The organism is Polaribacter septentrionalilitoris (genome assembly GCF_009832745.1).
In the GTDB taxonomy this organism is placed as follows: Bacteria; Bacteroidota; Bacteroidia; order Flavobacteriales; family Flavobacteriaceae; genus Polaribacter; species Polaribacter septentrionalilitoris.
In genome coordinates this window covers 13,365-35,903 of the sequence record NZ_VRMJ01000046.1, presented here as the reverse complement: position 1 = coordinate 35,903, position 22,539 = coordinate 13,365, and the positions used below count along the sequence as shown (strand labels likewise).

Genomic DNA, 22,539 nt, shown 5'->3' with positions numbered 1-22,539 from the left:
AAAAATTATGCAAGCAATTTTAGGAGTTTTATTTCATTCATTAGGCGGCGTTGCCGCGGGTAGTTTTTACATGCCCTATAATAAAGTAAAAGGTTGGTCTTGGGAAACCTATTGGATGGTTGGAGGAGTTATGTCTTGGTTAATAGTGCCTCCAATTGCAGCTTATTTAACAGTGCCAGGTTTTGTAGATATTATTGCATCAAGCTCCAATACAATTTTAGGAATTACCTTTTTAATGGGATTACTTTGGGGTATAGGTGGGTTGTCTTATGGTTTAGGGGTTCGTTATTTAGGGATGTCTTTGGGAAACTCTGTAGTTTTAGGTTTTTGTGCAGCTTTTGGGGCAATTGTACCATCAATTTATTATAACTTTAATCCACAAGAAGGTAAAACTTCATTTACTGAGATGATATCTTCTACAGGTGGTCAAGTTGTATTATTAGGAGTTTTAGTTTGTCTTCTAGGGATTGCCCTTTCTGGAAAAGCAGGAATGCTAAAAGAAAAGGAATTATCAGAAGAAGAAAAGAAAAAGAGTGTTTCTGAATTCAATTTGATAAAAGGATTAATTGTTGCAATCCTTTCAGGTATTCTAAGTTCATTTTTTAGCTTTGGTATAGAAGCAGGAAAACCATTAGCAGATGCTGCTGTTGCAGCAGGTTATGATCATTTGTTCGCTAACAATGTAACTTTTGTGGTGATTCTTTGGGGTGGTTTAGCTACGAATTTAGTATGGACTACCATTTTGAGTATCAAAAATAAATCGTATAAAGATTTTACAAATAAAAGTACACCAATCCGTAATAATATTTTATTCTCTGCATTAGCAGGAACCATATGGTTTTTACAATTTTTCTTTTACGGAATGGGAGAAAGTAAATTAGGAAATGGAGCAAGTTCTTGGATTTTACATATGTCTACTATTATTTTAACTGCCAATCTATGGGGAGTTTATCGTAAAGAATGGCAAGGTGTAACCAAAAAAACAAAATGGACCATAACATCAGGAATTGTAGTGATTATTTTATCCGTTGTTTTGGTGGGTATTGGAAATTCAATTTGATAAGAAAATATGAATAAAAGCATCAGGATATTACAGGATGTTAATTTTGTTATTAAACTTTAGCTTAGAGAAATTAAAATCAATAAAAAATTAGAGATAATGAATAATTTAAACTTTATAAAAAAATATGTTTTTGTTTTATTAAGTTTTACTTTGGTCACCTACACACAAGCTCAGGTAAAATTATCTACAGATTTTACAAGTGAAAGTGATAAAAAATTGCCAATTCACAATGTTTGGAATGTTGCCAATAGAATTAGTCCAAGAAATGGATCTAATATTCGTCCAGGATTAAAGATGAATATTGTTAGAATGGTTGGGGGAATTAATAAAAAAGTAAATGGTAAGAGAGTAAAAGATTTAGATTTCGATCCTTGTTTATACGATTCTATCAACAATAAGTATGTGTATAGATGGGATCCATTGATCACAAGATTGAATAAAGTAGTCAATTCACAAACCGAAATTTTACAAATTGCTTTAGATCAACCTCCATGGGCATTTCAACATGGTTATACTTTTATTCCAAAGGGTACAAGAGATAATGTTAACTTTCGTGAAGATGAAAGAATATCCATTTATGGAAATTCTTTGCCTCCTAAAGATAAACAAGCCTATCATGATTTTATAAAAGCGTTGATGACCAAATTGGTAGAAACGTATGGAGAAGAACAAGTCTTAAAATGGCGATTTAGAGTAGGTTCAGAAATAGAAACTCCAGAACATTGGTATGGCACAAAACAAGATTTTATTGAACACTTTGCAAATACAGAAAGTGCTGTAAGAGCCATTTTACCTAATGCAAAAGTAGGTTTGCATACTAGAAATCCTGGTTTTTTGTATAGGAATGATGCTACTATTCTAAATTATAAAGGAGAACCTTATGCTTCGTTTATTGATGATCTTATTGATTACAATCACGCGAACAATATTAAATGCGATTTTTGGGGATTATCAGATTATATTATTATTGGAAATAGTGGTAAAAGGGATATGAATGGAAAGTATGATAAAAACTTTGCACCGTTAATCAATAATCCAAAATGGAATTCCGAAACATCAATAGATATAATGGAGTATAAAACGGTTACAACTATGAATGGTGCGGATGGTAAAGGAACAATTGGCTGCGAAACTTCACATAGAGAAATCGTAGAATTAATTTTTTCCCATACGTTTTATAAAAATAAAGACAAAGGCTTAGAATTTATTTACAGGTGGGGAAATAGAACGGGTAGTGAAAACCCAGATGGAATAAAAGAATTAGATGCAATGCAAGGTTTGGTTCGCTATGAAACCAGTATTTCAGGGTATCCGAATACGTCAACAAACGAGTTGGATGCAATTTTTGCTAAAAATGGAACAAAAGATGAATATGATGTCTTACTATATAATTACAATAGTAGTTCCATTACTTATAAAGCGAATGAAACTGTAGAAATTTCGTTTACTACAGATTTACCTGTTGGAACAACATTATATTATCGAAGCAAATCTTATGGCAAAGAGAATAATAAACTACAGAATTTTTTAATTGATAACTCAAACTTCGTAATGAGTGGTTATGATGAGAAAGGTGCACCAGATCGTACCTTAACAGAGGCAGGGTATACAGCCTATCAAAATTATGAAAATCCAAACCCGCATAAATTTACAGAATGGACAAGTATTACCACTAAAGAACGAAATGATGAGGGGTCAGGGTCTGTGGTTAGTTTAAGTACGGAAATAGGCTCTTTTGCTTTTGAAAAGTTTGAATTTAGACCTGATTTTTTTTTTGAAGAAGTAATAACTCCAGCAACTTTTGTCTGGAAGACTACTGAAGATTTTTCGGCTTGGTCTGCGGTTAAGTCAGGGATGACTATAGATACAGATAATGATCAATTAAGTGTAGATTTTTCTTCTGATGTTTCTTGGCCAATGTTAGCCATAACTGATTTAAACATCAATGCGAGTTTGTATGGTACTTTAAGAATTGTAGTAAAGAATAGTACTGATAAACCAGATCTTCAAATGGCACCAAATGCACCAGGTACAAGTTTTGTGTCTGGAAGAAAAAAAGAAATAGTACCTAATGATAACCAATGGCATACTTTAGATTTCGATTTAACAAATTGGGGATTATGGACAGATACAATCAATGAATTTAAATTTTATAATAATTTTACTTCTGGAAGTATTGTTTTTGATAGTATAGAGTTTGTTCCAATTAATTCAACTATTCATTCCATAACACTCAGTAAAGAAGGTCAGGGTGTGTTAAATTATAGGAGTGGAACTGCAATCAATGGGCAAGAATTGAGTTTAAATGCAATTGCAGATAGTGGTTGGAAATTTGAACGTTGGGAAGGAGATGTTACAAGTACAGATAATCCATTAGCAATAACAGTAACATCAGATATAAATATCAAAGCCATATTTTCTAATGGTCAATTATCTGTTGATAAAAATAAAATAGAAAAGATTAGTATTTTTCCTAATCCAAGTAACAATGGAGTGTTTCAAATAAAAAATCAAACTCCTCAAAATTGGAAAGTATATTCCATTACTGGAAAAAAAATGATTGAAGGGAAAGGGAATATTATTGATATTTCTTCTTACGCTAAAGGTGTTTATATTCTAAATATCAACAATTCTTTTGTAAAACTTCTTTACTAAAAATAGAACAAAACACTATAATTTTATAAAAAGCAAATTTCATTTTAATAGTGATGTTTGCTTTTCTATGTTTTTTATTGTCGTTGAAGAATTAATTAAGTTAGTGTAAAAATGAAAAATTTTAAGAATTCGAAAGCTGACTTTATAATTCAAATTATCAAAGGCTAATTTCAAGTATATAAACATATATCAGAAGTTGTCAGTAATTGGATTAAACCATTTGAGATTGATGCTGTCTAAAGGTATATAAATTTTTATATAATTATCTAAAATGAAGAGCCTCAAAACTATCACTATTATCGTACTTGTTTTCTTTACATCACATTTATCTTTTGCACAAAAAAGTAAACCTGAACCTGATTTAGCAAATGTTAAATATGGAGAGCATGAACGAAATGTATTGGATATTTGGTTTGCGGACAAAAGCAAAAAAACACCTTTAGTTATATACATTCATGGTGGTGGGTTTGATTATGGGAGTAAAGAAAAAATTAATGCACGTCCATTATCTCGATTGTTAAAGGCTGGAATATCGGTTGCTTCCATTAATTATCGCTATAAAAAAATTGCTCCCTTACCTGCTGCACATCATGATGCAAAAAAAGCTTTGCAATTTATTCGTTTCAAAGCTGATTCGTGGGGAATTGATAAAGACAAGATTGGAGTATGGGGAAGTTCAGCAGGAGCTCAAATATCTATGTGGCTTGCCTTTAATGATGAAATGGCAGACTCTAAAAGTACTAATCCAATAGAAAAGGAGTCCACTCGTATTACTTGTGTAGCCTCGAATATTGGGCAAACTACTATGGAGTCTGATTTTTGGATTAAACATCTAGCTAAATATGCGCCAGGTACAGAGTCAGAATTTAAAAGTAAAACACGTCTTCAAATCTATGGTGTTGAAAATATGGAAGAAGCCGATGAAATAGCAAAGAGCATATCTGCTTTGGCTTTGGTTTCAACTGATGACCCACCTATTTATATGCAATATTCGATGAATCCAAACGCTGTTGCACCAAGCAAAGACAATCCAAAGAAATTTAAAGGTTGGGTTATTCATCATGTAGATTTTGGAATTGCACTTAAAGAAAAAATGGACGAGTTAAATGTAGAAGCTCATTTAAAATACCCAAGTTCCAAAACGAAATATAATTCATTGGTTGAGTTTCTTATAGATAAATTAAACAAACAGTAATATTAAAAAAAGAACAAAACACTATAAATTTATAGAAAGCAAATATCATGTTAATAGTGATGTTTGCTTTTTTATGTTTTAAATTTTCACTGAAGAAATATTTAGATTAGTGTAAAAATGAAAATTTTTATGAATTCGAAAGCTGACCTTACAATCCAAATAATCAAAGGCTAATTTCAAGTTTATATACATATATCAGGAGTTAACAGGATACTTTTTACGCATATTCTTTTTAATATAGTAGCCCGAAAAAAAAATAGACAAACTTCAGGTTACGTCCACATAATAAGTTGAGAAGATTTTATCCATCAAAGTAATGAATAGCAAAAAAGAATTTTACAGTGAAATTAAAAGAAAAGAATTTTTATTATCTCTTTTTTTCCTTCTAACAATTTCAATAACTTCTGTAAATGCGCAATCTCAATGGATTTGGCAACAACAAGATGGGCCAGCCAATACTTGGATGGCATTTCGAAAAACCATTACTATTGATGCAGTTCCATCAGAAGCAATGGTGAAAATTGCTGTCGATAGTAAATATTGGCTTTGGATAAATGGAAAGATGGTGTTGTTTGAAGGAGGATTGGCAAGAGGCGCTGCACCAAATACCACGTATTACGATCCAGTTGATTTGGCACCTTACTTAAAATCGGGTGAAAATACCATAGCCATTTTAGCTTGGTATTTTGGACGTACAAGAAAGTCGCACTTAGATAGTGGTAAAGGAGGTTTATATGTTTCTGCTGATTGGAATTCAGACTTAAATACAAATACCTCGTGGAAAATGAAATTACATCCAGCCTATGATCCAAATAGTGGTGGAGGTGGAGCAGATAATAGAATTACCCCTTATAGCGTAAAATTCGATGCTCGAAATGCATTGCGTGATTGGACAGATAGTGCTTGGTATACTGTAGGTTATGATGATAGTAATTGGGACACACCTACAGAAAAAGGAGGTGTAAATAGTCAACCTTGGGGCAATTTGGTAGAACGTGCTATACCTCAATGGAATGATAGAGGATTAACAGATTATCCATCAATGACAGTAAATGGGGCTACAATTCAACTCCCTTATATCAACAATACTGGGTCTAATAAAACGATAAGAGCAAAACTACCATTCAACCAGCAAATTACTCCTTATATAAAGTTGAATGCTACATCTGGTAAAACTGTTGTTATAGATACTGATAATAATCTTCACTTGTTAAAATCAACTTATATTTCTAAAAGTGGTGTTCAAGAATTTGAAGGATATACTTGGTTCAATGGACATTATGTCGAATACAGCATTCCTTCAGGAGTAGAAGTACAAGAACTAAAATATCGTTGGACAGGTGTAGGTGAAATGACAGGTAATTTTGAATGTGATGATCAATTTTACAATCGTTTATGGTGGATGGCAAGAAATACTTTATACATCTGTGCAAGAGATGGATATATGGATTGCCCAGATAGAGAAAGAGCATTGTGGATTGGAGATGTTGGTGATCAAACAGGAGCAATTTTCTATACTTTAGATGAAGCAGGAAGAAAATTATTAAAGAAAGCCATTGATAATACCATTAACTATCGAAGAGGAGATATCATAGAAGGCTTGACTCCAGGTTTTGGTAGTTTTCAAACTAAAACTGCCGAATTTGCAGCACAAAGTCTGCAATTTATTGACAATGTGGTTTGGCAATATTATTATAATACTGGTGATAAAGCGACTATAGAAAATGCATATCCAGCTATATTAACGTACCTAAAATTATGGAATATGGCTTCAGATGGGATGCCAGAAAATAGGATAGGAGGCGTAAATTGGACAGATTGGGGAAGCGATCGTGATTCACACGCAATAAGAGCTACATGGTATTATATCGCACTAAAAGCAGCCAAAAAAATGGCTATTGTATTAGATAAAACTGAAGATATACCTTGGTATGATAACAGAATTAATAGCATCAAGCAAAACTATGTACAAAAATATTGGAGAGGTAGTAGTTATAATACTTCAGGAAACGCAATTGAAGAACGTGTTAGTTCACTGGCTGTTATAGCAGGTTTAGCTGATGAAAGTCACTATGAGACTTTAGTAAATGAAGTGTTATTCCCAGTTAGAAAATCAAGTCCACATTTTGAATGGTTAGCAGAAGAGGCATTAATGCAGTTAGGGCACCCAGAAAAAGCATTAACGAGAATGAGAGAGGTATATGATTTTCAGGTGGATAACCCGAATTTAACGACCTTGTACGAACGTTTTGAGAGTGATCCAAAAGGTAGTTTGGGTACGCCTAACCACGCTTGGAATGCACCTAACTATATATTATCTCGTTATATAACAGGAATTAAAGCTACCGAAGTTGCTTGGGCATCTTACGAAGTATGTCCAACTTTAACTAATTTGGATTCTTTTAAAACGAAAGTACCTTCTGTTAAAGGAGACATATTAGTTGAGGTTACTGCTGGTAAAACAAATTTTAACCTCAAAATAGAATCGCCAAATAATACCACTGCAGTTGTAGGAATACCAAAAACAAATACAGAAATTTTTGAAGTAACTGTTGGAGGTGTAACTGTTTGGAAAGATAATGCATTTGTAGATGCAGTTCAGGGAATCTCTTTTAATAGTGAGGATGATGCTTTTCTAAAATTCAATGTGATACCTGGAGTTTGGGAGTTTAATGCAAGCGTATTTGTAGACTATGCTCCTGAAATTTCGTTTATTAGCCCTAGTGCAGATAGCGAAATTGAAAAAGGTTATTCGTCTCTAGATATTGAATTAAATGTTAGCGATGATGAAGGCATTGAAAAAGTAGAATTGTTTCTTGATGATCAATTGATAGCTACAAAAACAGATACACCTTATAATTTTTCTTCATCAAGTACGTCATCATTGTTAGATTTAGAAGGTGGAGAATATGAGTTAAAGGCTATAGTTACAGATACTGATGGTAAAACTGCTGAAGCAACTATAAAGTTTAAGGTTTTAGATAAAGCAGGTATTTTTACGAACAAACTTCTGTTTTATTTACCCTTAGAAGATAGTGGTACTGATGAAAGTGGTAATAATAATGATGCAACTATGGGGTCTGCTGTAACTTATTCTAGTGGAAAATATGGTAAAGGAGCAGCATTTAGTTATACAGAAGGATCCTATTTTACATCTGCAAATAATGTTTTCGAATACAGTTCTGAAACTGCTTATACAATTGCGTTTTGGTTGAAGGTTACAGATTACACAACTCGTGGTGACATTTTACAACCTACAAATGGACGTACTTTATTATATTCTAATGGTGCTGATTTAAGCTTTAGATCTTCACATCAAAAAAAATCCATTTCTTTTAATGTAGATAACAATGAAAAAGATGACTGGTTGCATATTGCTTTGGTAATAGACCAAAGAGAAGGACAAAGACAGCATAAATTTTATGTAAATGGGCAACAACGTGGAAGTATTGCTGAAGGTTATGAATTTGAAACTGATAAACCTAAATCTATTGGTAAACTAATTTTTGGTTCATTTTCAGCCTCTCAAATTGTACGAAATTTTACTGGGATGTTAGATGAAGTGTATATGTTTAATGATGTACTTTCTGAATCTGAAATTAATGAAGTAATGAATATTGAAAATCTTCAAGATTACCTTTCAAGTCTTAGTATTACTGATAATAAACTTGAAATCAATAACATAAACTTGTTTCCAAATCCAGTTCGTAAAATGATGACTATTAAAGGTAGTAAAATGGTGAAAGCAAAAGTGTACGATTTATCAGGAAGAATGATAAAAACATTCACTGTAAATGCTAATACCTTAGATATGTCTTCATTAAGTAATGGAGTATATATAATTAGAATGACTGATGTTCAAGGTAAACCTTACGAATCAAAATTTATCAAACAATAGGATAATAGTATGAAAACGTAAAAAAAAACCTAATTAAAAAACATCTATTTCATTTAATTCTCATTGACAAGTAAGTACAGGATGATAATTCTTGAAAGAAAGTCTATTTTTCAACAAATATTATACGTTAATACTACTTAATAAATGAAAGGGTACTATTATTTTTTTGCTTTTCTACTAGTTTTGATAGTTTCTTCTTGTGAAGAAAACAGTCTAAAAAATACAAACAAACAAGATTTATTTAGCAAATTCCAAAATCCGCCAGCAGAAGCAAGACCTTTTGTACGTTGGTGGTGGAATGGTAATAAAATCAAAGCAAAAGAACTTGATAGACAATTAGAATCGCTAAAAAATGTTGGCTTTGGTGGTGTAGAAATAAATCCTATTGCGATGCCACTCGCATTTGATAAAAGTGAGAAATCACTAGTTTGGATGAGTGATGAATGGGTAGATATGGTTGTTCACGCTGCAAAAAAAGCGAAAGATTTGGGGATGATTACAGATATTATTGCTGGAACAGGTTGGCCATTTGGAGGCGAGTTTTTAAAAGACGAAGAAACGAGTCAGCGAATGGTAACTGATAAAATTTTGTTTGGCTCAAATGCAATTATTGAAGTTGATGAAGATTACCTAATCAACTTGTACAAAAAAAAATACCGTAAATCTCGATCACAAAGACATATCAGTAAAAGAACAACGTATACGCTTGCTAATTTAGCGTTAGTTCCTGTAAATTGTAATGATGAAGATGAAATTATTAACCTTTCAGGATTTTTAGATAAAAACAAAAAACTAACCTATAAAATTGAAAAACCTGGTGATTATTATCTGAGTTATGCGTTAATTCAGCAAAATTTTAGAGAGGTTACTTTAGGTGCTCCAGGAGGAGCAGGACCAGTAATGGATCATTATAAAAAAGAAATGACTTTGGCTTATTTAAGCAGATTAAAGAAAATTTCTGAACGTTCTGGGATTCCTTTAAATCAATTAATTAGAGCTATTTTTTGTGACAGTATTGAAGTTTCTGGTGCTAATTGGACAGATGGTTTTGAGACACTTTTTTACAATGCTTATGGCTATCAATTAAAAGAATGGATGCCTTTTGTTTTTTATTCAGCCAAAGGGAATTATGGTAATGATGATTATGCAAACAGTTTTTCATCAGACTTTAAAGAGAAATTAAAGCGTGTTCGTTACGATTACAACAACTTGTTGGTAGAGGTTTTCTTAAAAAACTTTACCCAAACCTATAAAGATTTCTGTGAAGAAAATGGTGTATTGTGTAGATATCAAGCCTATGGAACACCATTTTTAATGGGAATGTTGGATGGCTATATGATACCTGATATCCCAGAAAGTAACAATTGGATTTATTCTGCAGAAATGAAAGATTCTTTATGGCAATGGAATCAAAATCATGGGTATATGACTTGGAACCTATATGCTTCTGCTGGAGGACATCTTACAAATAAAAAGATTATAAGTTCAGAAGTAATGACCAATACACGTGGTGTTTTTAAAACCACTTTAGAAGAAATTAAGCAGCATGATGATATGAATTTCATCACAGGGATTAATCATTCAATTTTACACGGTTATAATTATTCTCCAAAATCAGCACCTTTTCCTGGTTGGATTCGTTATGGAGCCTATTTTAGTGAACAAAATACCTGGTGGAAACACCTCAATAGTTGGGTAGATTATAATGCCAGATTATCAACGGTTTTTCAAAATTCGCAAGCAGATAAATCGATTGCCATTATTGGGCCAACTGCTGATATTTGGGGAGATAAAGGTTTGGCAAGAGAGCCTTTTCATATGGAGCCAAAATATTTACATAAAATCTGGGAACCTATCAGTCATTTGGGCTATTCTTGTGAATATATCAATCAAAATGTGTTGACTAAAGCTGAAATCAAAAATGGTGAAATTGCTTTTGGAAAAATGCGTTATAAACTATTGGTTTTAGCTAGTTTGCAATCCATTCATCCAGAAACCGCTATTGCCATTCAGAAATTTGTGGCTTCAGGAGGTAAAGTTGTTGTAATTGATGAGCTTCCAAAAAAATCATTGCACTTTAAAGATTCAGATAAAAACGATGAAAAAGTTAAAGAAATCATGGAGAATCTCTTAGCTAAAAATCCAAACGCATTTATCCAAGTTAATCAGCCAAAATCCTTAAAAAACCTACTCAATTGGACAAAAGGTTTTCTTGAGAAATCTGCAATTGTTCCAGATGTAGTGATAAGTAATCCTTCTAAAAAAGTGTATCAAATTCATCAATATACGAAAGAGAAAGAATTGTATTTTTTTACAAATGTTCACAAATTTGAGGCTGCAAAATTTAAGGCTGATTTTCCTGTAAAAGGGAAATATCCTTATATATGGAATCCAGAAACTGGAAAAAGAAAACCATATTATTATGCTAAAAATGCAAATGAGTTAGAAATTTCCTTGAATCCTTTAGAATCTTTATTGTTAGTTTTTGAAGATGAAAAACCAATAGAAAAGCCTTTAAATAAAATAACTAAGATTCAAACTTCAACAGAAATTACTGGTACTTGGAATGTTACAGGAACTAGAGTTGATGGAAAAACGTTTACTTGGCAAATGGATGAATTGATTGATTTTAGCAAGTCAGAAGACAAAACAAAAAGCTCATTTGGAGGAGAAATTAGTTACACAATAACCCTAAATAATGATGGTGATTACAACCACTTAGATTTAGGAAATGTAAATGGAGGAATTACAGAATTGTACGTAAATGGTAAAAAAGTTGGAAAACGCTGGTATGGAAAAGCAATTTATGAAATTGAAAACCATCTAAAAAAAGGAGAAAATAAAATAGAAATAAAATATACTACAGTATTGGCTAATTATTGTAAATCACTCAACAATCCTTTAACGAATAGATGGACTAGAAATTACAAAGATTTGGCGCCAACAGGATTAGAAGGTCCTGTAAAACTTTTAAGTTATTGATACTATTTATACAATACTGATAGTTTCAAGTATAATTTTAAAGTTTCAGGTTGATAGAACTTTAATTAAAATCAACTTTTTTGAAGGACTGTGCAGGATACTGTTCTTAGAAAAGAATTTTATTTTTGAGTAACTAAAAGTTAAATATTATAGAAATGTTGAAGAAATTACTTTGTTTTTGCATTACCTTACTGCTCACTGTATCTGTATTTTCTCAAGATTACCCATTTAATTTGCCTACCAATATGGAAGCAACAATTAATATAACATCTTCGAAGACAGAAGTGTTTAATAATCTATTACTGGGTACAAATACACATCATTTTTCAACTGCAAAAGAAAAAGACTTAATAAATAAACTAAAACCAATAACCATAAGATTTCCTCACGGTTTATGGGCAAATTGGTACGATTGGAGAAGAGATGTTACTAGACTTTTTGGAGAAGAATCTTTTCAATACGAACAAGGAGTAAATAAAACGATTAAAACAAAAAAACCTGATTTATTAGCCAATATAAAGATATTTGATACTAATAATATTAAAGTGGGTATTGATGGACTTACAAGTTTAAATGCAACAAGAAAATCTCAAACAGGTAAAGGGTTTGATATGATGTGGACATTTAATATGAGCGCAGATGGAACTGATTTTAATAATGAAAGCCCAGAAACGATAGCAAGGTATAATGATTTGATTTCTAGAGGTTTTGAAGTAAAAGTTATAGAGTTGGGGAATGAAAACTTTTATCCTGGTCAAAGAAGCTCAATAATACCAAATACTGAAGATTATATTGCTAGAGCAAAATCGATGTCTGCAGCTTTAAAAGCTAAAGATCCCAACATAAGAGTTTCTGTACCTTTATTAAGAAGAGATAGTTGGGCAAACCCTAACTGGAATAAAGATTTAACGGAAGATCTTACGTATTTTGATGCAGTTACAGTACATACTTATGTAGGTTCAGATCCCGATGATTCTAATAATAGCGATGAAGCTTATAGTACTGCACTTACAGCTAGAAAACATTTAGGAAATTCAATTTATAATTATGCCCATAAAGTGGCACCTAATAAACCAATCTGGTTAACAGAATGGGGCGTAAAATCTGGTGGTCCAAATGCGGTTTCTGTTTTAGGAATGGCAGATTGTTATATTTTTATGAGTCAACATCAAGATATTTTTGAGCGCGCAAACTGGTTTAGTGTAAATGGGCAATTAAACTCTCATTACGTTTGGGAAACCTATATTTCTCCTAGTGGTAAAGAGCGCCCAAGAATTAAGTATCCTTTAGAGAAAACATTATTTGGTTCAGCTTATGAAATCATTCGTTTGGCTCTGGAAAATACCACATTAATAGACAGTGACGTAGAAGTATCAAATTTAGTAGATGGTGTAAAAGCTGTTAACGCAAGAGTAGTGACAAAAAATGGTAAGATCTCTGTTTTCGTTGTAAACCTTAGTAATCAAGATGTGCCTTTCAATATAAATGTAGATGGAGAGGAATATACTGATGTATCAATTCACAAAGCGATTGCATTTAATAAAATAGATGAAGAAAGAGCTATGGGTATTGATGTAGATCCGTTAACTTTAATTAATCATGGAAGTGAAGGAATTACTTTGCCTAAACTTTCTATAAATATTATTGAATTAACTAATGCTACATTATCCACTTCAGAGATAGTACAAGAAGAAATAATTAGTATTTACCCTAATCCGTCTAAAGGTGTGTTTAATATCAAAATAAACAATAGAGAAAAGGCACAATATAGAATTTATTCAATTAATGGAGTGGAAGTTCAGAAAGGTGATTTTATATCAGAAAAACAAGTGCGTTTTGAGAATACACAAAAAGGCATTTACATATTACAATTAGAGAGTGAGCAAGGGATTTCTAATCATAAAATTATAGTAAAATAAGATAAGTATATTAAATTTTAAAACCATAACCTGTAAATTTAAACATAAATGATGTTAAACAAACAAACGTTTTATTCCATAATTCTTTTAGCTATTTTTTTAGTTTCTTGCAAACAAGTTTCTACATCTAGTAGCTCAATAACTTTTGAGAAATTATTGGTAAACACCAAACAAAATCCATCAACAATAGAAAGTAAACAACCTTTATTTTCTTGGATTGCTGATGCAGAAGGTTTCAATAAATCGCAATCTGCATATCAAATTTTAGTAGCATCATCAGCAGAAAAATTAAATGAAACTGATGCAGATGTTTGGAATTCGAAGAAAGTAGATAGCAACAAATCTGCATTTGTAAAATACCAAGGCCAAGATTTAAAAGCGATGAAAACCTATTTCTGGAAAGTGAAGATTTGGGATGAAAATGGAGAAGCTACAAAATGGTCGGCAGTTCAAAAATTTGAAATGGGATTAATCTCTAAAAAAAACTGGGGAGATTCTAAATGGATTACCTTAAATAAAGACACCAGAACTTCACCTTATCAATATAGAGATTACAAAACAGGTAGAATGAGAAATCAGCCAGCAAAAAAGGTAAATGGTTTTGCGGCAAGTTATTTTAGAAACGAATTAGCAATTGATAAAAAAGTAGAAAACGCTCAAGTTTATATCTGTGGATTAGGATATTATGAGTTGTATTTAAATGGAGAAAAAGTAGGTGATCATGTATTAGACCCTGCACCTTCCAATTATGATAAGCAAGCGTATTATGTAAATTATGATATTACAAAACAAGTAAAATCGGGCAAAAATGCATTCGGAATTATTTTAGGAAACGGGTTTTATGCACAAGATATTTCATGGAAAAGAGATCCAGAATCTGAAAGAGATATGGCTTATGGCCCACCAACTGTAAAATGTTTGGTGAAATTAAAATATGCTGATGGCTCCACAAAAGATTTTTATACGGATGAAAATTGGAAAGAATCCACAGGACCCATTGTATTCAACAATATTTATGGAGGAGATACGTATGACGCACGTTACGAAATAGGAAAATGGAACACTGTTGGTTATGATGATACTTCTTGGGGAAATCCAAAAGAGGTATCACCAAAATTGAGAAACATAAGTGCAAGTCAAATTCCGCCAATTAAAAAACTACAAGAGTTTGCTCCTCAAAAAGTTTTTAAAGGAGCAGATGGTGAGTGGATTGTAGATTTTGGTCAGAATATTGCAGGTTGGATAAAACTAAATGTGGAAGGTGAAAAAGGACAATTAATAGATGTTATAACAACAGAGGCACTATTAACAGACGGTTCAGATATTTATAAAGGTTCAACTGGTGGTGGAGCCAATGGAATGACACAAGTGTACAAATACATTTGTAAAGGAGAAGGCGTTGAATCTTGGGAACCAAAATTTAGTTACCATGGATTTCGATACGCAAAAATTAAAGGAATTTCTAGAAAACCAGATGCTGATATGATTAAAGCTGTTTTGGTAGCTACAGATATTCAAGAAACAGGAAGTTTTTCCTCTTCTGATGAATTGCTAAATAAAATGCATAGCATTAGTAAATGGACAATTGTAGACAATGTACATGGTATTCCAGAAGATTGTCCACACAGAGAAAAATGTGGTTGGTTAGGTGATGCACATGCGTTTTGCGAATATGCATTGTACAATTATGACATGTACGATTTCTATAAAAAATATATGGAAGACATCAAAACACAAATGAGACCAACAAAAGGACATAACAATCCAGAATTGAAGTTTCAAGTACCTACAATGATTGCTCCAGGTAAAAGAACATCAACTTATGCAAAAATAGATTGGGGAGTTGCAACCATGTATTTGCCTTGGTACAATTATAAGTTTTATGGTGATGATGAAATCGTAAAAGACTATTACGAACCAATGAAAGGTTTAACCAATTTTTACCTAAATTTTAAAGGAGAAAACGGAATTATGCAAGATGGAATGGGAGATTGGTGTCCACCACTTTGGGATAGAAGAAGAAATCCGAGTGCAATGGAATGTGATCCAATTATTTCTGCAAATGCTTATTTTTATGATGTTTTAGGCATAATGGAAACTTTTGCAAAAATGAATAATGATGCTGATTATGAAGCAAAAATGAAACAAGAAAAAGAAGCGTTAAAAACAGCATTCAATAAAGAGTTTTTAGTTGATATTCCAAATACAAAATACAAATGGTATCAAAGTCAGACTGCAACTGTACAAGCTTTACAATTTGGTATGGTTCCAGAAGAGGAAATAGAAACTGTTGTTAATGGATTAGCTTACAATATTGTAGAAGTTAGAGGAGGTCATCATAATACAGGAATTCATGGTAATAGATACATTTACACAGTTTTGTCTAAATATGGTAAAGCAGATTTGGCGTATAAAATTTTAACTACACCAGATTTTCCTAGTCAGACTTATGTAATGAATTCAGGGTTTACCACATGGCCAGAACGTCAGTTTATTTGGGAAAAAATGGAGGGACCAAGCAACTCTTTAAATCACCCTATGCACAGTGGTTTTGCTGCATATTTCTTTGAATCTTTAGGAGGAATTAAATCTTCGATGGAAGCTCCAGGCTTTAAAATGTTTACGGTAAAACCAGAATTTCCTAGTCAAATTACCAATACAACTGTTTCTGTGCCTTCACCTTATGGGAATATTAAAAATAGTTGGAGATCAGAAAGTGGTCTTTTAACAATGAATCTTGAAGTGCCTTTTAACACAAAGGCTAAAATTATATTAGATAAAAAAGAATTCGAAACTTTAAAAATAAACGATGCTTCTTTTGACGATAAAGATGAAGTAGTTTTAGGTTCTGGAAAGTATACAATTAAGTATCAAAAAACATCAAAATAACATCGCTTTACTACAGGATAGTTTTAAATAAAAGTACCTGTATTTTTGACTGAACAAACTTAAAATTATGAATAAAAATATTGTGTTTTTTATAGTATCAATCGTTTCAATTCAATTGTTTGCACAAACGGCTACTTGTGATGGTTCGTTGCCTTTTGAAGAAAAAGACGGGATTTTAACTATAGAAATGGAATCTGGTATTCTACCTTCTGGGTCAGATTGGAAAACAGGTAGTGAAGAAGATCCAAATTTATCGGGAGGAACCATTAATTACATTTATTGGGATGGTACAGAGTTTTTTAGTCAACCTTCTGGAGCAACAATTACCTACAACATTAAGATTAACAATCCAGGAACTTATAGATTGGCTTGGCGAGGTCGAATTGGAAAAGGTACATCAAGAGGAGAACATAATGATGCTTGGTTGAAAATTGAAGCCGATGATTTTTTTGCCACAAAACAAAATAGTGCAACTGCTACACCAGCTTTAGAACCAAAACCTAGTTGTAGTAGTAATCCTGATAGAGCTTGTCCTGAAGGTTCTACTAGGGATGGTTTTTTTAAAGCATTTATGAACAGAGATCCAACAGGTGATGAGTTGAGAAGATGGGGGTTTGTAACCAATACAAATGACGGTGATTCTTTCAGATTCATTTGGGCAACATTTAATAATCCAGGTAATTATTCGATTATTGTAGATGCAAGGTCAAATTCGTTTTTTATGGATAAAATAGTGTTAAGAAGAAGTAATGTTTCTGATTCAACTGCACAGAATTTAAATAATCCAGAATCTAATTGTTATGATGCTTCTTTATCTACAAACGATATTATAAAGCAAAAGGTTAGTATTTATCCAAACCCAACAAATGGAAAAATAGAAATTAAAAATCTACCAGAAAACTCAAAATTAATTATTACTGATATTTTAGGAGCTAGAGTTCGTGTAATAAATACAAAAACAGCTTCAGAAGCTATTGATATAAGTAATTTAAAAAAAGGAATATATTTTATTTCTAATTCTGATAAAAAGAATCATTTCGTAAAGAAAATAGTTAAGATATAATTTTACAAAAACTAAATTGTTTAAAGTTTTAAAATGCTTTTTTTTATTGTTTACAATACTTCTTTTTAATTGTAAAAAAGAAGAAAAAAGTAAGCTTAAAAAACCAAATATTCTTTTTATTCTTGTTGATGATTTAGGCTATCATGATTTAGGGAGTACAGGTAGTACATTTTATGAAACACCAAATGTAGATCGGCTTGCAAATCAAGGAATGATGTTTACTCAAGGCTATGCTTCAAGTAGGGTGTGTAGCCCTTCTAGAGCTAGTATTATGACTGGTCAATTTACGGCTAGACATGGCATTACAGATTGGATAGGTGCAAAAGTAGGCGAAGATTGGAGAACAAGAAAAAGATACGATAAACTGCTACCTGCAGATTATGTAAAAGAATTACCTAAACAAGATAAAGTATTAGCAGAAGCCTTTAAAGAAGAAGGATATAATACTTTTTTTGCAGGAAAATGGCATTTAGGAGATAAAGGTTCTTATCCTGAAGATCATGGTTTCGAAATTAATAAAGGTGGCTTTCACAGAGGAGGGCCTTCAGGAGGATTCTTTTCACCGTTCAAAAATCCGAAACTAAAAGATAAAGAAAAAGGAGAAAATCTAACCATTCGTTTAGCCAAAGAAACTGCTCAATTTATTCAACAACAAAAAGACAGTACTTTTTTTGTCTTTTTATCATTTTATGCAGTGCATGCACCTATACAAACTACAGAAACAAAATGGAGTAAATATAGAAACAAAGCTGATAGTTTAGGTATTGATAAATCAGGTTATAAAATGGAACGTGTTTTACCTGTTAGACAAGTGCAAGATAATCCGATTTATGGAGGTTTGGTAGAAACCATGGATGATGCTGTTGGAATTGTTTTAAATGCTTTAAAGGAAAATGATTTAGATAAAAATACCATTGTAGTTTTTACATCTGATAATGGAGGAGTGGCTTCTGGAGATCATTATGCCACAAGTAATTTACCTTTAAGAGGTGGTAAAGGATATCAATGGGAAGGTGGAATTAGAGAGCCATTTTTTATTAAAGTTCCTTGGTTGAAAAATAAAGCAACAGCAACAAGTTTCCCTGTAATTCATACCGACTTTTATCCAACTTTGTTAGATCTAGCAAATATTCCTTTACAACCAGAACAACACATTGATGGTATTAGTTTAAAACCAATTTTAGAAGGAAAAGAAATGAACGTAGATAGACCTTTGTATTGGCATTATCCTCATTATGGAAATCAAGGAGGAGAGCCTTCGTCTATCATTCAACAAAATGGCTGGAAATTAATACATTATTGGGAAGATAATAGAGAGGAATTATTCAAATTACCCTCTACAGAAAAAGACGAATTAAACGTAATTACAAAACATCCAAAAATTGCTCAAAAATTAAGCAATCAATTAAGATCTTGGTTAAAAGAAGTCGATGCAAAATACCCTGAAAAGGATATGGAATTTGATAGCATTAAACGTCAAAAAAGACGAATAAACATCAAAACTAAAAAGTTAGAGTCTTTAGAAAAAAGTAGATTAGAAGTACTTTCAAAAGATTTTAAACCCAATGATAATTGGTGGAAAAGTAAAATTACTAAAGACTAAAAATATGAGAAGACTACTCTTGCTAATTTGTGTTTGTTTCACATTAATCGCATCCTCACAAACATTACAGCATCCAACTATATTTGCTACTGATGATGAAAGAGCTGATATTTTAGAATTGATTAAAGAGTACGATTGGGCAAAAAGTATGGAGTTGCATTTGCACAAAGAAGTGGATGATAAATTAAAAGGGCATCAAAAAAATCCAAAAAAAATTCTAGAGAAAATCCCTGAGTTTGCAAAAAACAGCAGGCAATATACCGAGTTTCAGGCGCATTCATTTGCAGTAGGACACAACAAAGTTTTAGCCTTAGCTTCAAGGTCTGCCATGTTGTACTATTTAACTCAAAATAAAAAATACGCCATGTTTGCTGCAGATATTTTGGCTCCTTATATTGATGAAATTGCGAAAAGAACCCCAGAAAATACAGCCATTTGTGGAAACGAATTTTACGACCCAAGAACTACTTACGGTCCATTTGCATTAACCTATGATTTTATTTACGACTATTTAAAATCGAAAAATGCAACAGTTTACAACGCAAAACAAGACAAAAGAATTCCGTTTGATAATAACAAAGCTCAAAAAGCCATTTTAAATATGGTTGGAGACGCTTTGCAAGAATATGGCAAACCAGACAAGCATGGTAGCATTGTTTCGAATCACCCAATATTAACTGCTCCAGGCGCATTGTTTACCATTTTATGCGTAGAAGATGATGTAGAAAGAGAGCGTTTATTCAATGTGTTTTGGGAAAAAGGAACAGCGCATCAAAATTCATTTACCAAAACAATTTTACCAATTTTTGGAGAACAAGGTATTTGGCCAGAATCGTTGAGCTATAGTTTTATGTCAATTATTACAATGACCATTAATCTTGTAGATCGTATTAAGCCAGAATTGAACGTTCCAGAAAATTACAAACATATTTTTGAAGGTAATTTTTTGTTTGATAATTTAAGAAATCCAGATAGAACTTTTGTACGATATGGAGATTCTAAACGTTATAAAGATTACACAGAAAAATTATACAGATATACTTTAGATTTAGCTGATAGAAGAGGTTATAAAGATTTAAAAACAAAGGCTCAAATTGCTTTGAAACAGGCTCATAAAGCAAGAGGAGGTAGAAAAACAAAATTTTCTGATGATACCTTTAACAATTATCAAGAATTGCAGTTGTTTTGGGGGCATCCAATTCCAGAAAAAATAGAAGATGAAATTGATTTTAGAAAACCAACTGTAATTATAAAACACGCGGGTATTGCATTGCAAAGAAACGATGCTAAAGAAAATAATGAAACTTACGGTTTAACTGGGATTATTGGAGGTGCGCATTATGTACATTCTCATGTAACAGGAATTGCCATGGAATTATATGGAGCAGATTATATTATGGCTCCAAATGGCGGTTTGCCAGAAACCGTAAAACAAAGACGTATTCCTTTACATGAAAAGTATTTTAGATTGTATGCAGGAAACAATACTGTAATTGTAAATGGAACATCTCATGGTAGAGCAGAAGGTTCTTGGAAAGGTAGAGCCAATGTTTGGCAAAATAAGGTTAAAAATATCGCTGCAGAACCTGCTCATTTAGAAGACCCAATTACAAAGAATTTTAATTTTGCGACTCAGTTTTTAAATGACGAAGTAAACGACGTTACACAGCAACGTACATTAGGTATTGTAAGAACAAGCGAAACTTCAGGGTATTATTTCGATTTATTTCGATCTAAAGCCAATAAAGAAAATAAATTTCACGATTATGTATATCATAATATTGGAGATAAAATGCGATTAAAAACCGCAGATTTAGAAAAGATTCATTTAGAAACTACAACAAGGTACAATAATGATATTGGAGATGTTGTGCAATCTCCAGGTTGGCGCTTTTTTGAAAATGAAAAAGTATCAAAACCTTTAAAAGAAGCAATAAATATTAGATTTGATGTTAGAAAGAAAAACAGAGCAATGCATCTATTTGTGCCAAGTGGAACAGATAAAGAATACACAAAAGCATTAGCTCCTGCAACAAGAGAAGCTAGAAATGGCTATGACAAAAAAGATACGCAAGTATTAGTTATTAGACAAAAAGGAGAAGCTTGGGAAAAACCTTTTGTTGTGGTTTTAGAACCCACAAAAGGCAAAAAATTATCTGTAAAATCTGTAGAAGAGTTACAAGTAAATGGTAAAGTTGTTGGAGCAAAAGTTGTAAGTAATGTGAACAATAAAAAAATAGTAGATTATATTATTTGTAATGATAAAAATGAAGCAATCAACATCTCAAATCTAAACCTAAAGTTTCAAGGGCATTATGGAATTGTTCGAGTTGAAGAAAATAACGATAAAGAAAAAGTGACTTTGTATATTGGTGATGGAACTAGTTTAGAATATAATGACAAAAAGATAAGTACACCAACAAATAGCACAAAAGCAGTTCAAACTTTTTAAATACAGATGTATGATTTTAAAAAATAATAATTCAGCATTTATCAGTTTTTTACTGGTATTTTTTGTAGCATTTACTTCTTGTAAAAGTGATAAAAATAATTCCGAAAATTCAAATGAGTTTCAACCCATTTTTAATGGTAAAAATTTAGAAGGATGGAAAGGAGATTCAAAATATTGGTCTGTAAAAGAAGGTGTTTTAACAGGAGAAGTTACTCCCGAAACCATATTAAAGAGAAATTCTTTTATCATTTATGAAAAAGAACAACCTATAAACTTTGAATTAAAATTAGAATACAGAATTTCAACTTCAGGCAATAGTGGAGTTAATTATAGGAGTGAAAAGATAAAAAATAAACCATTTGCTTTAAGAGGGTATCAGTCGGATATTGATGGTAAAAAACGATTTGTAGGACAAAACTACGAGGAGAAAAAAAGAACCACACTAGCTTATATTGGCGAGAAAGTGATTATTGAAGCAATGCCAGATACTATTCCTACTACGAACCTTAGAAAAAATATAAAGAGAAATTGCTGGCAAACAAGAAATGTAGTTGCTTCTTTAGGAGATAAAAAAGAATTGACATCTCATATTAAAGATAATGATTGGAATACGATGCATATTATTGTAAATAACAATAGAATGCAACATTTTGTAAATGGTGTTCTAATGAGTGATGTTACAGATTTAGATACCAAAAACAGAAGTAAAAAAGGTTTTATTGGTGTGCAAGTACATGTTGGCCCACCAATGAAAGTGGAGTATAAAAACATCTTATTAAAAAGGTTATTATAAAAACAGCTACAAACCAATAATTACCTA

At 31.9% G+C, this 22,539-nt stretch carries 11 protein-coding genes; all 11 read left to right on the top strand.

The window, feature by feature from the left end:
- The first annotated feature begins 7 nt into the window (after positions 1-7).
- The 11 genes from rhaT (at position 8) to FP421_RS14275 (ending at position 22,512) form a co-directional block, all read left to right on the top strand.
- Complete coding sequence (rhaT, locus tag FP421_RS14325; RefSeq protein WP_159951789.1) at positions 8-1,060, top strand: L-rhamnose/proton symporter RhaT; 1,053 nt, start codon at positions 8-10, stop codon at positions 1,058-1,060.
- A 99-nt stretch (positions 1,061-1,159) separates the two neighbouring features.
- Positions 1,160-3,718 carry an InlB B-repeat-containing protein gene (locus FP421_RS14320; RefSeq protein ID WP_159951787.1) on the top strand — a complete coding sequence of 853 codons (2,559 nt, stop codon included), beginning with the start codon at positions 1,160-1,162 and terminating at the stop codon, positions 3,716-3,718.
- Between the two features lie 271 nt (positions 3,719-3,989).
- Positions 3,990-4,913, top strand: coding sequence for an alpha/beta hydrolase (locus FP421_RS14315; RefSeq protein ID WP_159951785.1), 924 nt, complete (start codon positions 3,990-3,992; stop codon positions 4,911-4,913).
- Between the two features lie 316 nt (positions 4,914-5,229).
- Positions 5,230-8,811, top strand: coding sequence for an alpha-L-rhamnosidase-related protein (locus FP421_RS14310; protein WP_159951783.1), 3,582 nt, complete (start codon positions 5,230-5,232; stop codon positions 8,809-8,811).
- 144 nt (positions 8,812-8,955) lie between these two features.
- Positions 8,956-11,793 carry a glycosyl hydrolase gene (locus FP421_RS14305; RefSeq protein WP_159951781.1) on the top strand — a complete coding sequence of 946 codons (2,838 nt, stop codon included), beginning with the start codon at positions 8,956-8,958 and terminating at the stop codon, positions 11,791-11,793.
- A gap of 155 nt (positions 11,794-11,948) precedes the next feature.
- Entirely contained in the window at positions 11,949-13,712 is a 1,764-nt protein-coding gene (locus tag FP421_RS14300) for a T9SS type A sorting domain-containing protein (RefSeq protein ID WP_159951779.1), read from the top strand.
- Between the two features lie 48 nt (positions 13,713-13,760).
- A complete protein-coding gene (locus FP421_RS14295) occupies positions 13,761-16,601 on the top strand; it encodes an alpha-L-rhamnosidase (RefSeq protein ID WP_236548129.1) in 2,841 nt (946 codons plus the stop codon).
- Between the two features lie 67 nt (positions 16,602-16,668).
- Positions 16,669-17,664: a T9SS type A sorting domain-containing protein gene (locus tag FP421_RS14290; RefSeq protein WP_159951777.1), complete on the top strand. Its 996-nt coding sequence runs from the start codon at positions 16,669-16,671 to the stop codon at positions 17,662-17,664.
- A 46-nt stretch (positions 17,665-17,710) separates the two neighbouring features.
- Positions 17,711-19,267: a sulfatase gene (locus tag FP421_RS14285; protein WP_159951775.1), complete on the top strand. Its 1,557-nt coding sequence runs from the start codon at positions 17,711-17,713 to the stop codon at positions 19,265-19,267.
- 4 nt (positions 19,268-19,271) lie between these two features.
- Positions 19,272-21,719, top strand: coding sequence for a hypothetical protein (locus FP421_RS14280; RefSeq protein WP_159951773.1), 2,448 nt, complete (start codon positions 19,272-19,274; stop codon positions 21,717-21,719).
- A 10-nt stretch (positions 21,720-21,729) separates the two neighbouring features.
- On the top strand, positions 21,730-22,512 hold the full coding sequence (locus FP421_RS14275; RefSeq protein ID WP_159951771.1) for a 3-keto-disaccharide hydrolase: 783 nt from the start codon (positions 21,730-21,732) through the stop codon (positions 22,510-22,512).
- Positions 22,513-22,539 lie beyond the last annotated feature (27 nt).